At 65.8% G+C, this 13,111-nt stretch carries 12 protein-coding genes; 10 read left to right on the forward strand and 2 right to left on the reverse strand.

What is annotated here, in order from left to right:
• Positions 1-37: 37 nt before the first annotated feature.
• The 10 genes from Q1A44_RS17080 to Q1A44_RS17125 all read left to right on the forward strand — a co-directional run bounded on the left by Q1A44_RS17080 (position 38) and on the right by Q1A44_RS17125 (position 10,901).
• Positions 38-166, forward strand: coding sequence for a hypothetical protein (locus Q1A44_RS17080; RefSeq protein WP_299627677.1), 129 nt, complete (start codon positions 38-40; stop codon positions 164-166).
• Positions 159-2,576 carry a phage tail tape measure C-terminal domain-containing protein gene (locus tag Q1A44_RS17085; RefSeq protein ID WP_299627679.1) on the forward strand — a complete coding sequence of 806 codons (2,418 nt, stop codon included), beginning with the start codon at positions 159-161 and terminating at the stop codon, positions 2,574-2,576. Before Q1A44_RS17080 ends, Q1A44_RS17085 begins: the two co-directional genes overlap by 8 nt.
• Positions 2,576-3,202 carry a DUF2460 domain-containing protein gene (locus tag Q1A44_RS17090; protein WP_299627681.1) on the forward strand — a complete coding sequence of 209 codons (627 nt, stop codon included), beginning with the start codon at positions 2,576-2,578 and terminating at the stop codon, positions 3,200-3,202. Before Q1A44_RS17085 ends, Q1A44_RS17090 begins: the two co-directional genes overlap by 1 nt.
• Positions 3,199-4,083 carry a DUF2163 domain-containing protein gene (locus Q1A44_RS17095; protein ID WP_299627683.1) on the forward strand — a complete coding sequence of 295 codons (885 nt, stop codon included), beginning with the start codon at positions 3,199-3,201 and terminating at the stop codon, positions 4,081-4,083. Before Q1A44_RS17090 ends, Q1A44_RS17095 begins: the two co-directional genes overlap by 4 nt.
• Positions 4,080-4,526, forward strand: coding sequence for an NlpC/P60 family protein (locus Q1A44_RS17100; protein ID WP_299627685.1), 447 nt, complete (start codon positions 4,080-4,082; stop codon positions 4,524-4,526). Before Q1A44_RS17095 ends, Q1A44_RS17100 begins: the two co-directional genes overlap by 4 nt.
• Positions 4,527-4,535: 9 nt before the next feature.
• On the forward strand, positions 4,536-8,504 hold the full coding sequence (locus tag Q1A44_RS17105; protein ID WP_299627687.1) for a glycoside hydrolase TIM-barrel-like domain-containing protein: 3,969 nt from the start codon (positions 4,536-4,538) through the stop codon (positions 8,502-8,504).
• Positions 8,505-8,512: 8 nt separating this feature from the next.
• Positions 8,513-9,589: a DUF2793 domain-containing protein gene (locus Q1A44_RS17110; protein ID WP_299627689.1), complete on the forward strand. Its 1,077-nt coding sequence runs from the start codon at positions 8,513-8,515 to the stop codon at positions 9,587-9,589.
• 54 nt (positions 9,590-9,643) lie between these two features.
• Entirely contained in the window at positions 9,644-9,898 is a 255-nt protein-coding gene (locus tag Q1A44_RS17115) for a DUF6127 family protein (protein ID WP_200878943.1), read from the forward strand.
• A 74-nt stretch (positions 9,899-9,972) separates the two neighbouring features.
• Positions 9,973-10,647: a D-Ala-D-Ala carboxypeptidase family metallohydrolase gene (locus tag Q1A44_RS17120; RefSeq protein ID WP_299627692.1), complete on the forward strand. Its 675-nt coding sequence runs from the start codon at positions 9,973-9,975 to the stop codon at positions 10,645-10,647.
• Entirely contained in the window at positions 10,644-10,901 is a 258-nt protein-coding gene (locus tag Q1A44_RS17125; RefSeq protein WP_299627693.1) for a hypothetical protein, read from the forward strand. The genes Q1A44_RS17120 and Q1A44_RS17125 overlap by 4 nt, the downstream gene beginning before the upstream one ends.
• Before the next feature lie 323 nt (positions 10,902-11,224).
• On the opposite strand, the gene Q1A44_RS17135 is transcribed toward Q1A44_RS17125, so the two are convergent.
• Both Q1A44_RS17135 and groL read right to left on the reverse strand, forming a co-directional pair.
• A complete protein-coding gene (locus tag Q1A44_RS17135) occupies positions 11,225-11,359 on the reverse strand; it encodes a hypothetical protein (RefSeq protein WP_299627697.1) in 135 nt (44 codons plus the stop codon).
• Positions 11,360-11,465: 106 nt separating this feature from the next.
• A complete protein-coding gene (groL, locus tag Q1A44_RS17140) occupies positions 11,466-13,103 on the reverse strand; it encodes a chaperonin GroEL (protein ID WP_299627699.1) in 1,638 nt (545 codons plus the stop codon).
• Positions 13,104-13,111: the final 8 nt, after the last annotated feature.

Consider the following 13,111-nt stretch of genomic DNA (forward strand, 5'->3'; position numbering starts at 1 on the left):
GCTGCGTGTGCTTCCCGGCGCGATTGTCGGCTGGGACATGTCGGCAGCGCTGGCGCTGGCCGATGCACTCGGCGTGCCACCTGCCGCAGCAGCTGAACTGTTGCCAGTCATCGAAGCGGTGATGGTCGCCAAACTCAACGAACAGATGGATCATTCCGATGGCTGAGAAACGCGTTTCTGTCCGCCTTGCTGCGGTTGGCGGCCGACAGGTGCGCGCCGAGTTGGAGGGGGTGGGTGAAGCTGGCGCGCGTGGGTTCGGGCGGCTCAGCCGGGAGATGGAAGCCGCGAACACGCGGCTGGCGGCGTTTTCCCGCCGAGTCCGGATTGCCGCTGCCGCTGCGGTTGCCGCAGCTGCGGCTGCTGGCGTGGCCATGGTCCGCTCGGGGCTTCAAACGGTGGATGCGCAGGCGAAGCTGGCGCAATCGCTTGGCACGACAGTCGCTTCGATCCAGACCCTCGAGCGAGCTGGCGAGCTGGCCGGTGTTTCCATGTCGGGCATCGAGCAGGCGACAAAGGATCTGACACGCCGCCTCAGCCAGGCCGCCGCCGGGACCGGACCCGCCGCTGATGCGCTGGAGCGGCTGGGGCTGTCGGCTGCCGATCTGATTTCCCTGCCGCTGGATCAGCGAGTGGGGGCGATCAACGCCGCCATCGAAAGCTTCGTGCCCGCCGCAGAACGCGCCGCCGTCGCGGGCCAGCTTTTCGGCGAGGAAGGCTCCATCGCCATGTCGCGGATCGACACCGCGACGCTGCGCCAGGCGACGGAGGACGTCCTCGCCTTCGGGGTGGTCGTGTCGGAGCAGGATGCCAACCAGATCGAGCGGACGAACGACGCCATCTCAAGGCTGGGGCTGATCTGGCGTGGGCTGTCGAACCAGCTGGCGGTCGCTGTGGCACCCGCGCTGGAAGCGGTCGCGAATGCCATGGCGGCCGTGGCAAGCCGCACCGGTCCGCTCGGCATCGCCATTCGCGGCCTCTTCGACAACATCGGCCGCCTGACCACCTATGCCGCCACGTTTGTGGCCTTTCTTGCTGGGCGTTGGGTCGCCGGGATGGCTGTCGCAGCGCTGTCGATCCGTGGGCTCGCCACCGCGCTGGTCCTGCTTCGCGGGGCGTTGATCCGCACCGGCATCGGCGCGCTCATCGTTGGCGCAGGCGAGCTTGTCTACCAGTTCACCCGCCTCGTGTCGGGAGCTGGCGGATTTGGCGAGGCAATGTCGCTTCTGAAAGACCTCGCCGTCGAGGTCTGGGAACGGATCAATATGGGGGCTGCGGCAGCGGGCGCTGCGGCCACGGCGATGTTCTTCGATCTGAAGGCCGATGCTGCCTCCGGAATGCAGAGCGCCATCGAAAGCGTCGTGGCTTTTGGCAACACAGCCGCGAACACGTTTGAGGGAGCCTATGAGGCGATCAAGGCGATCTGGGGAGTGCTTCCAGCCGCCATCGGCGATCTGGCGTTCCAGGCCGCCAACAGCTTGATCGATGGCGTCGAAGCCATGCTGAACGGCGTTGTATTCCGGATCAACACATTCATCAGTGGGATCAACCAGGGGCTGGAAGCGCTCGGGTCGGAGCGGCGTATCTCGATCATCCCAGATCTTGAGCTGGGTCAGATCGAGAACCGCTTCGAGGGTGCCGCAACGGCAGCGACCACAGCCGCACAGACTGCCTTCGACCGCGCTTTTGAGGATAACCCGCTTTCCGCACCTGATCTCGGGCTCACCGCGGCGGCCAATACTGCGCTTGCCACGGCCAACACATATCGTGGCGCGGCCCGCGATCTCGCCGAGGGGGCACGTGCGCCGCTCGCCAGTTGGCAGGCGCTGCGCGACGCGGTGCGTGGGACCGACCAGGCCAGTGCCGACGCGCTGACCGAGGCCACAGGTGCGGCCGAGCGGCTGGAGACGGCGCTTGGCGATGCCGGACAGGCAGCCACGGGTGCGGGCGCAGCGGCCGGGGCTGCTGCCGCTGCAGCCGAACCTGACACTGACGCTGCAGTTTCCGGCTGGCAGGCGGTCACCGCAGCGCTCAGCGACTATGCCAGCAAGGCGCGCGAAACTGGCGGGAACATCGGTCAGAGCCTCGTCAGCGCGTTCCAGTCGGCTGAGAAAGCTGTCGGTGAGTTCGTGAAGACCGGCAAGCTGGATTTCCGCGATCTGGTCACCTCGCTGCTCGCCGATCTCGCGAAGCTGGCGGCGCGGAGGTTCATCCTTGGGCCAATCGCCAATGCGCTTTCCGGCGCGCTTGGCGGCGCGGGCGGCATCTTCGCGAATATCCTGCATGCGGGCGGGATGGTCGGATCGGCTGGGCCCTCACGGATGGTTCCCGCGATGGCCTTTGCCGCTGCCCCACGAATGCACGGTGGCGGCATGGCGGGGCTACGCCACGATGAAGTCCCGGCCATCTTGCAACGCGGCGAGCGCGTGCTGTCGCGGCGAGAGGCGCAGGGCTACTCCGCAGGCGGCGGCGTCAACGTCACCATAATGGCGCGCGACGCCGAAAGCTTCCGACAGTCGCGGACACAAGTCGCGGCCGACATCGCTCGCGCGGTGTCGCTTGGGCGAAGGGGCATGTGATGGCGTTTCACGAGGTCCGGTTTCCCGACAATATCAGCCGGGGTGCGCGCGGCGGGCCCGAGCGGCGCACCCAGATCGTCGAGCTTGCCTCGGGCGACGAGGAACGCAACGCCAGCTGGGCGAACAGCCGCCGCCGCTACGATGTCGCCTACGGCATCCGCCGCGCAGACGATCTGGCGGCGGTCGTCGCCTTCTTCGAGGCGCGAAACGGACGCCTGTATGGTTTCCGTTTTAAGGACTGGGGCGACCACAAGTCCTGCCTGCCTTCGGGCACACCATCGCCAACCGACCAGGCGATTGGCACCGGTGACGGCACCGCCACTGCGTTCCAGCTGGTGAAGCGCTACGCATCCGGGGCGCAATCCTGGACGCGCGCTATCGCCAAGCCGGTGGCGGGCAGCGTGCGCATCGCGCTGGCGGGCGTCGAGCAGCTCTCCGGCTGGTCGGTCGACACCGCCACCGGCGTCATCAGCTTTGGCGCAGCGCCGGGATCTGGCGTCGCCATCACCGCGGGCTTCGAATTCGACGTGCCGGTCCGCTTCGATACCGACGCGCTCGACGTGACGCTCGACCTCGAGCGGCTCGGCTCGATCACCTCCATTCCGCTTCTGGAACTGCGCCGATGAAATCCCTCGATCCCGCCCTGCAAGCCCATCTCGACGAGGGCACGACGACGCTCGCCTGGTGCTGGCGGATCGCGCGCGCCGATGGTTCGAGTTTCGGCTTCACCGATCACGACCGGACGCTCAGCTTCGACGGCACGGAGTTCGAGCCCGAGAGCGGGCTGACGGCGTCCGAGGTGCGCTCGGGCTCGGACCTTTCGGTCGATGCGCAGGACGCCGAGGGCGTGCTGACCTCTGACCGGATCACTGAGACCGACATCCTCGATGGCCGCTGGGACAATGCCGAGGTCGAGGTCTGGCGGGTGAACTGGGCGGACAACGGCCAACGCGTGCTGATGCGACGCGGCGCCATCGGCCAGATCCGACGCGGGCGGTTGGCCTTCGTCGCCGAGGTCCGCTCGCTTGCGCATGTGCTCGGACAGACGGTCGGGCGGACCTTCCAGGCGACCTGCGATGCCGCACTAGGCGATGCGCGCTGCGGCGTCGATCTGGAGGATCCAGCGTTCAAGGGCACCGGCGCCGTCATCGATCTCCTGCGAGACCGGGCATTCACAGCTTCGGGCCTCGGTGGGTTCATATCCGGTTGGTTCACCTTCGGCACGCTCGAATGGACGAGCGGCGCGAATGCGGGGCGGCGCACCGAGGTGGTGGGCCATGACGTCACGGATGGCGTGGCGATCCTGACCCTGCTCGAGGCGCCGGTGCGGTCCATCGCTGGTGATGATGCCTTCACCATTCGCGCAGGTTGCGACAAGCGTATCGAGACCTGCAGCGACAAGTTCGCCAACACTGCCAACTTCCGTGGGTTCCCGCACATCCCCGGTCAGGACGCCGTTCTCCGCTATGCCACGAAGGATGGCGGCCACGAAGGAGGCGTGCTGTGACGCAACCTCTCGCAGCGGCCGACCCGGCGCGCGTCATCGTCATCGCGCGGTCGTGGCTCGGCACGCCGTACCACGACCAGGCGAGCCTGCGCGGCGTCGGCTGCGATTGCCTCGGGCTCGCGAGGGGTGTCTGGCGTGAGGTCGTCGGCCCTGAACCGTTCCCGATCCCGCCCTACAGCCGCGACTGGGGCGAGACCGGCCCGCGAGAAGTTCTGGCAGAGGGCGCGCGGCATATGATGCCGGAAATCGCACCTGCTGACGCCGGTCCCGGCGCGCTGGTCCTGTTCCGCATGAAGCCCCGCGCCATTGCCAAGCATGTCGGGATCCTCACCGAGCCCAACACCTTCCTCCACGCCTACGAGCGCCTCGGCGTAATCGAAGAACCACTCACCCTGTCGTGGCGGCGGCGCATCGCCTTCGCTTTTCTGTTCCTGCAACGCTGAGACGCCCACATGGCCACCCTCGTTCTCGGTGCCGCTGGCGCTGCCATTGGTGGCAGCATTGGCGGCGCAATCCTCGGCGTCAGCGCGGCCACCATCGGTGGCTTCATCGGCTCCACCATTGGCTCGGTCGTGGACAGCTGGATCATCTCGTCACTGGCGCCAACTCAGCGGATCGAAGGTGCGCGGCTGGACAATCTGCGCATCACCTCGGCCACCGAAGGGGCGGTGATCCCACGCCTCTATGGCCGTATGCGGATTGGCGGCAACATCGTCTGGGCGACGGATTTTCGCGAGGAAACAAAGACCACAACGCAGGGCGGCGGCAAGGGCGGTGGGGGTGGCGGCAAGGTCAAGACGACCGAGTACTTCTACTATGCGAGCTTCGCGGTCGCGCTCTGCGAGGGGCCGATCACCGGCATTGGCCGCATCTGGGCCGACGGCAAGCTGCTGGACACCGCCGGGATTACATGGCGCTGGTATCCAGGCGATGAGAGTCAGACGGCTGATCCGTTCATTACAGCCAAGATGGGCGCGGCCAACACGCCCGCTTATCGCGGCACCGCCTATGTCGTTTTCGAGGACCTGCCGCTCGGCAACTATGGCAACCGCATCCCGCAACTGAGTTTCGAGGTATTCCGCCCGCTGGCTGATCCGGACACGGCAGAGGGTCTCACGCAGGCGGTCATCATGATCCCGGCATCCGGCGAGTTCGCCTATGCCACGCAGGGCATCCGGAAGGGCAGCGGCGGGTCGTCCGAGCCCGAGAACCTCAACGCGCTGACCGACACCGCCGACATGGTGGTGGCGCTGGACCGGCTGCAGGCCATGGCGCCGAAGGTCGAGAGCGTGTCGCTGGTGGTCGCCTGGTTCGGCGACGATCTGCGGGCAGGCAATTGCAAGGTGCGGCCGGGCGTCGAGGTCTCCGCAAAAACCACAACGCCGTCGGCATGGTCCGTGAATGGCGTCAGCCGCGCCAATGCCTTTCTGGTCAGCCGCGACGATCAGGATCGCCCGGTCTATGGTGGCACGCCCGCCGATTTTGCCGTGGTGCAGGCAATCCGGGAGATCAAGGCGCGCGGGCTGCGCGTCACCTTCTATCCCTTCATCCTGATGGACGTGCCGCTCGGGAACACGCTGCCGAACCCGTATTCCGACAATGCCACCGAGACGGGGCAGCCCGCATTCCCCTGGCGGGGCCGGATCACCTGTTCTCCCGCCGCAGGCTACGCGGGATCGGTGGACATGACCGCGACGGCCGCCTCGCAGGTCGCGGCGCTGTTCGGTGCCGCGACACCCGGCAGTTTCAGCGTCTCGGGTCAGTCGGTTTCGTGGAACGGGCCATCCGGCGACTGGGGCCTGCGGCGCATGGTGCTGCACAATGCCCATCTTTGCGCGGCGGCGGGCGGGGTCGACGCCTTCCTGATCGGCACAGAGATGCCGGGGCTGACAACGATCCGCTCGGGCGCATCCACCTATCCGGCCGTGCAGGCCTATCGCGATCTGCTTGCGGATGTGCGCTCGATCCTCGGGTCGGGGACGAAGATCGGCTATGCGGCTGACTGGTCGGAGTATTTCGGACACCAGCCGGGCGATGGTTCGGGCGATGTGTTCTTCCATCTCGACCCGCTCTGGGCCGATCCGGAGATCGATTTTGTCGGCATCGATAACTACATGCCGCTCTCCGACTGGAGGGACGGGTTCGAGCATGCGGACGCGGCCGAGGGCTGGCCCGCGATCTATGACCGAGCCTATCTGCAGGGGAACATCGCGGGCGGCGAAGGCTTCGACTGGTTCTATGCCAGCGCGGCGGATCGCACTGCACAGGTCCGTACCCAGATCACCGATGGTGCGGCGGCCAAGCCGTGGGTCTTCCGCTACAAGGATCTGCGCGCCTGGTGGTCGAACCCACATTACAATCGTCCGGGCGGGGTCGAGAGCGGGAGTTCGACGGCATGGACACCGCAATCGAAGCCGATCTGGTTCACCGAACTCGGCTGCCCCGCCATCGATCGCGGTACCAACCAGCCGAACGTCTTCTTCGACCCGAAATCGTCCGAGAGCTTCACGCCGCATTTTTCGCGGGGCTGGCGCGACGACGCGATCCAGCGGGCCTATCTCGAGGCGACGTATCTCTGGTGGGGCGAGGCCGCGAACAACCCAGTGTCTTCGGTCTATGGCGGCCGGATGGTGCATGTCCCCGAATGCGCCGCCTGGACCTGGGACGCGCGGCCCTATCCGTTCTTTCCGGCGCTGACCGACATCTGGACGGACGGCGCGAACTGGCGGCTCGGCCACTGGCTGACGGGGCGGCTGGGTGCTGTGTCGCTTGCCGCGCTTGTCCGGCATCTCTGCCTGCGGGCTGGAATGCCGGAGTCCCGGATCGATGTCACGGGCCTTTGGGGTGCGGTCGAGGGCTACGCCATCACGGCGCTCGAAAGCCCGCGCGCCTCGATCACCACGCTGTCGCGGCATTTCGGCTTCGACGCGGTGGAAACCGAGGGCGTGATCCGCTTCGTCATGCGCGGCCGGGCCTCCGTCGCCACCCTTGCGCCCGAGGATCTGGTGGCCGCTCGCGACGGCGACGTTCTGGAACTGACGCGCGGCCAGGAGACGGAACTGCCGCAGGCGCTGAAATGGCAGGTCGCCCGCGCCGACGAGGATTACGAGGCCGCACAGGTCGAGGCCCGGCGCATCACCGTCGACACCACGCGGATTGCCTCGGAGTCCTTCCCGATGGCGGTTCCGCCCGAGGAAGCGGAGCGTCGCTGCCGCCGCGCGCTCATGGAAGCCTGGACCGGCCGCGAGAGCGCCGTCTTCCGCCTGCCGCCGTCGCGCCTCGCGCTCGATCCGGCGGACGTCGTCACACTCGCCCATGACGGTCGCGCCGTCCCGCTGCGGCTTGTCTCCATCGCCGACGCGGAGGCCCGTGGGATCGAATCTGTCCGTCAGGACCGGGAAGCCCACGATCTGCCACCCGGGTCACCACGACCATCGTCCTTGTCAAAAGCCGTTGTGTTCGGGGCACCAGAGGTGGTGTTGCTGGACCTGCCGCAGCTGACCGAAGATCAGCCTGCGCATCGCCCATTCGCGGCCGCACATGCCGTGCCTTGGCCCGGCGAGATGGCGGTGTTTCGCAGCCCCTCGACTGACGGCTTCGAACTGCTCACCAGCTTCGGGACGCGGGCCCGGATCGGCGCGCTGGTCTCGGACTTCTACGCGGGGCCGACGTCGCGCTTCGATCTCGGCAACGTCCTCGCGGTCGATCTGCTCTCGGGCACGTTGGAGAATGTCACCGACCTGACGCTGTTCGGCGGGGCCAATGCGCTGGCCATCGAGAGCGCACCCGGCACGTGGGAAATCGTGCAGGCCGGCGTGGCAGACCTGATTGCGCCGGGCCGTTATCGAATGATGCGCCTGCTTCGTGGCCAGCGCGGCACGGAAACGGCCATGGCTAATCCGGCTCTTGCAGGCGCTCGGGTGGTAGTACTCGACGAGGCACTTGCGTCCCTCCCGATCGCCGAGGCCGATCTCGGGCTGCCGTGGAACTGGCGCATCGGTCCTGCAAGCCGGTCTGTCAGCGACGAGACATATGTCGCGGCCTCCTTCAACCCGGTTGGCGTGGGTCTGCGGCCGTTCTCAGTCGCCCATGTCGAGCAGCCATGGCGCAAACCACGTGCGCCGGGCGATCTGACGATCCGCTGGACGCGGCGGTCCCGGGCCCTCGCAGCCGACAGCTGGGGCGCGGTGGAGGTGCCGCTGACTGAGGAGGTCGAAGCCTATGAAGTCGAGATCCTCGACGGCGCCACGGTGAAGCGGGTGCTGAGCGCGACCACGCCCAGTGCGATCTACGCGGCCGCCCAGCAAACAGCCGATTGGGGTGCGCCGCTCGGGCCAGGCGACACGCTCGATATCCGCCTCTTCCAGCTCTCCGCCCTCGTCGGGCGGGGCGCGGCCAAAACCATCACGCTCCAACTCTGAGGACCGCTATGTCCGACACCACGACCAACCTGCTGCTCCCGTACATCCTGGCGGCGCAGGCACAGAAGCATGTCACCCTCAACGAGGCATTGCGGCTGCTCGACGGGCTTGTGCAACTCTCCGTTCTCGACCGGGATCTGACCGCGCCGCCCGGCAGCCCGGCCGATGGCGACCGGTTCATTGTCGCCAGCGGCGGCACGGGCGACTGGGCGGGCTGGGACCTGAATGTTGCGCTCTGGACGGACGGGGCGTGGCTACGTTTGCCGCCGCGCACCGGCTGGCGGGCATGGGTCGAGGACGAAGGCCTGCTGCTGGTCTACGACGGGTCCGGCTGGGTCGGGACAACCCCGGCATCGCTGCAGAACCTCGCGCTGCTGGGACTTGGCACGACGGCGGACGCGTCGAACCCGTTCTCGGCCAAGCTGAATGCCGCGCTCTGGACGGCGAAGACCGTCGCCGAGGGCGGCACCGGCGATCTGTTCTACAAGATGAACAAGGAGGCGGCCGGCGACGATCTCGGGCTGACCCTGCAGACCGGCTTTGTGACCAAGGCACTGGTGGGAATGTTCGGCTCCGACAGGTTCCGGCTTGCGGTCTCCGCCGACGGCAGCACCTTCTTCGACGGGCTCAGCGTCGACAACGCGAACGGCATCGTCGATCAGCCGCAATTGCCGCGCTTCAAGGCGTATACGAACTACGACAACTATGTGGGCGTCGGGACCTGGACGAAGATCGGCCTCAACAACACCGACTATAACGATCAGGGTGCCTTTGATGCCGGGACCAACCTGTTCACAGCGCCCGTGGACGGCACCTACCTCTTCGGCGCGACGCTGCTTTACAAGATCAATGCCAGCGCCACGGCGCGCATGCGCGGGCGGCTCGTTCTGAACGGCACGACCGAGATCCGCGGCTCCCTCGGCGAAATCTCCGCCACTCACGTCTCGCTCGCCACCGCGATCTGGCTACAGACCATGGTGCCGCTCACCGCGGGCGATACCGTCGAGCTGCAGGGGTATTTCCGGGTCGCGGACGGCTACTTCGCCGCCGACCGTACGTCCTTCTGGGGCTGCAAGGTCGGCTGAGCGGCGGGAGGACTCCAGATGACACCACCCCGATCAGATCAGGGCTTTGTGCGCATGCCCGACGCCGAGTTCGAGGCGATGCTGGCACGCGCTGCCGAGAAAGGTGCAAAGCGCGCGCTCGCCGATGTCGGCCTGGATGGTGAAGAGGCGGCGCTCGATATCCGGGATCTGCGATCATTGCTAGACTGTGTCCGGCTGGTGCGTCGCACCGCGATGCAGACCGCCGTCCGCATGATCACCACCGGCGTCATGTTGGCGCTGCTTGCGGGCATCGCCATCAAGCTCAAGATCTTCGGCGGCGGCCCGTAGCGGCACCCCATCCCCATTCATCAGCCCGCAATGACCCGCCCTTCGAGGCGGGTTCTTTCGTTTCGGAGGACCCCATGACGACGACCTTCCACAACCATTGGCGCGACCTGCCTGAGAGCACCTGGCGCTGGCCGAGTTTCAGCCCGGCGGAGATCGCCTGCCGGGGCACCGGCAAGCTGCTAATCAACGAGCCCGCGCTCGACAAGCTGCAGGCACTCCGCGACCGGCTGGGCAAGCCGCTGATCGTGCGTTCCGCCTACCGCAGCCCCGAGCACAACCGCGCCGTCGGCGGTGCCACCCGGTCCAAGCACATGGACGGTGCGGCTTTCGACATTGCCATGACGAACCACGATCCGGCGGCGTTCGAGACGGCGGCACGTGCGGTTGGTTTCCTCGGGTTTGGATTTTATCCGCGCTCGGGGTTCATGCATGTCGATCTCGGACCCACGCGCCAATGGGGTGAGCGCTTCCCAGTCCGCGCGACTGCATTCGCCGAAGAAACTCCACCAGCGCGCGAAGTGCTGGCCGACAGCCGCACCATGAAGGGCGGTGGCGCGGCTGGCGTGGCAACGTTGGGCGCAGCCGGGGTCGAGGTGGCGCAAGGCGTCCTGGCAGAGACCCAGACCGCCATCCTGCCGCTCGTGCCGTATCTCGACACGCTCCGCTGGATGTTCATCGCCGTCGCGCTCGGCGGTATCGCGGTCACCATCTATGCCCGCCTCGACGACTGGAAGCGGGGGCGGCGATGATCGGCGACCTCCTCGCTGCGCTCGTCGGATCGGCATGGGCACGCGCAGCGCTCCGTTCCGCCGTCACAGCCTTCGCGATCCTTCTGTTCTTGCTGACCCTGCGCCGCTCCGGCGAGCGTGCCGGCCGACTGGCAGAGCAGCTCGAAACCATGGAGAAAACCCATGACGCCCAAAGACGGATGCTCGAGGCAGCGGCGCGCCGTCCTCGTAATCGCGACGAGTTGGTTGACCGGTTGCGCGACGGTCGGTTCTGACGGTAGCGGGCCAGGGGCGTGTCCGCCGGTCGTCGAGTACAGCAGGGAGTTCCAGGCGCGAGCGGCCGACGAGCTGGCCCTGCTGCCGGAGGGCTCTGCGATAGTGGCGATGCTGAGCGACTACGCCGTGATGCGAGTCCAAGCTCTCGGTTGCATTCGCTAACTCGCGGCGGCTCGATCAAATACGTGTCTTGCGCATTCTCTCCGGTAACTTTCCTTCGTCGATTTTTATTCGGACCATAGGCTGCCCGATGGAGCATGTCGCCTGGACGCGCCGCCACCCGGCGCCGTCTGCAGTGACGGAGAAATAATTGTGCCGCTACCTATTTCTTCTTGTGCTCGCCAAGATTGGTCAAAGTCTTGCCCTTCGTGAAGTCGGCTGTCGCGACGACCTTTTCCTTCACCTTCTTGGGCTTTTTCACTTCACGGTTTCCACGTCGTTTGTCACCTTTGGTCATTTCAGTTTCTCCTGGTTCTGGATTTTTCTGACGAATTGATCGGTGTTCATGCTCATCAGGAATTTGGTTTCGCGTCCCGAGCCTCCTGACCGCAGGACGTAGACGTTCACATCATTCCGGCCATTCCACCCATGTCGGACATTTCGCTGCCTGCACCGGCCTTCCCAGGCTTCTGCGCGACCATCGCCTCCGTCGTGATCAACAGCCCTGCAATGGACGCGGCGTTCTCAAGTGCGATTCGGACGACCTTCGTCGGATCGATGACACCGGCCTTCAGCATGTCGCCGTATTTCTCGGCCTGCGCGTCGAATCCAAAGTTTGGGCTGTTGTTCTCGATTACCTTCCCGACAACGACAGAACCATCGACCCCGGCATTTTCGGCGATCTGGCGCAGCGGTGCCTGGATCGCGCGGCGGACGATCTTGATCCCGGAATCCTGATCAGTGTTCTCACCCTTCAGCGTCGCCAGCACCCTGCCGGCATGAACGAGGGCCACGCCGCCACCGGGCACGACACCTTCCTGAACGGCGGCGCGGGTTGCGTTCAAGGCGTCATCCACGCGGTCCTTGCGCTCCTTGACTTCGATTTCGGTTGCCCCGCCGACTTTGATGACGGCGACGCCGCCTGCAAGTTTCGCAAGACGTTCCTGCAACTTTTCCTTGTCGTAATCCGACGTGGTGTCTTCGATCTGCGTGCGGATCTGAGACACGCGCGCGGCGATGGCCGCCTTGTCGCCCGCTCCATCGATCACTGTCGTTGCGTCCTTTGTGATGGTGATCTTCTTGGCGACACCCAGCATGTCCAACGTAACGTTCTCGAGCTTAACTCCGAGTTCTTCTGAAATGACCTGGCCGCCCGTAAGAATTGCGAGGTCTTCCAGCATCGCCTTGCGACGATCCCCGAAGCCAGGTGCCTTGACGGCCGCGACCTTCAGCCCACCGCGGAGTTTGTTCACGACAAGCATGGCGAGCGCTTCGCCATCGATATCTTCGGCGACAACCAAGAGCTGCTTGTCCGCTTGCATGACCGCTTCGAGCAAGGGCACCATCGGGGCCAGCGAGGGCAGCTTTTTCTCGTGCAGAAGGATGACGCAGTCTTCCAGTTCGACGACCATCTTCTGAGCGTTCGTGATGAAGTAGGGGCTCAAATAGCCGCGGTCGAACTGCATGCCCTCGACCACTTCGGTTTCGGTCTCCAGCCCCTTGTTTTCCTCGACGGTGATCACGCCCTCATTGCCGACCTTGGCCATCGCATCGGCGATCTGACGGCCGATCGCGACCTCTCCGTTCGCCGAAATGGCGCCGACCTTCGCGATCTCGTCGCTGTCGCCTACGGGTCGGGACATGGTCTTGATCTCGGCCACAACCGATGCGACGGCTTTGTCGATCCCGCGCTTGAGATCCATCGGGTTCATGCCGGCCGCGACCGACTTCATGCCCTCCCGGACAATCGCGTGGGCAAGTACGGTCGCGGTAGTGGTTCCGTCGCCAGCTTCGTCATTGGTGCGCTGCGCGACCTCCTTGACCATCTGCGCGCCCATGTTTTCGAAATGGTCGGACAGCTCGATTTCCTTGGCGACGGTAACACCGTCTTTAGTGATGCGCGGCGCACCCCAGGATTTGTCGAGGATGACGTTCCGGCCCTTGGGGCCGAGAGTGATCTTCACGGCGTTGGCCAGCGTGTTGATGCCTTTCAGCATGCGGTCACGGGCATCTGTACTGAATCTGACGTCTTTTGCGGACATGGTCGGGT

The sequence above is a fragment of the uncultured Tateyamaria sp. genome (assembly GCF_947503705.1).
In the GTDB taxonomy this organism is placed as follows: domain Bacteria; phylum Pseudomonadota; class Alphaproteobacteria; order Rhodobacterales; family Rhodobacteraceae; genus Tateyamaria.

Excerpts from the sequence above, each read along its gene's own strand:
- Q1A44_RS17080 (WP_299627677.1), top strand. The coding sequence starts at position 38 with ATGTCGGCAGCGCTGGCGCTGGCCGATGCACTCGGCGTGCCACCTGCC.
- Q1A44_RS17085 (WP_299627679.1), top strand. The coding sequence starts at position 159 with ATGGCTGAGAAACGCGTTTCTGTCCGCCTTGCTGCGGTTGGCGGCCGA.
- Q1A44_RS17090 (WP_299627681.1), top strand. The coding sequence starts at position 2,576 with ATGGCGTTTCACGAGGTCCGGTTTCCCGACAATATCAGCCGGGGTGCG.
- Q1A44_RS17095 (WP_299627683.1), top strand. The coding sequence starts at position 3,199 with ATGAAATCCCTCGATCCCGCCCTGCAAGCCCATCTCGACGAGGGCACG.
- Q1A44_RS17105 (WP_299627687.1), top strand. The coding sequence starts at position 4,536 with ATGGCCACCCTCGTTCTCGGTGCCGCTGGCGCTGCCATTGGTGGCAGC.
- Q1A44_RS17110 (WP_299627689.1), top strand. The coding sequence starts at position 8,513 with ATGTCCGACACCACGACCAACCTGCTGCTCCCGTACATCCTGGCGGCG.
- Q1A44_RS17115 (WP_200878943.1), top strand. The coding sequence starts at position 9,644 with ATGCCCGACGCCGAGTTCGAGGCGATGCTGGCACGCGCTGCCGAGAAA.
- Q1A44_RS17120 (WP_299627692.1), top strand. The coding sequence starts at position 9,973 with ATGACGACGACCTTCCACAACCATTGGCGCGACCTGCCTGAGAGCACC.
- Q1A44_RS17125 (WP_299627693.1), top strand. The coding sequence starts at position 10,644 with ATGATCGGCGACCTCCTCGCTGCGCTCGTCGGATCGGCATGGGCACGC.
- Q1A44_RS17135 (WP_299627697.1), bottom strand. The coding sequence starts at position 11,359 with ATGACCAAAGGTGACAAACGACGTGGAAACCGTGAAGTGAAAAAGCCC.
- groL (WP_299627699.1), bottom strand. The coding sequence starts at position 13,103 with ATGTCCGCAAAAGACGTCAGATTCAGTACAGATGCCCGTGACCGCATG.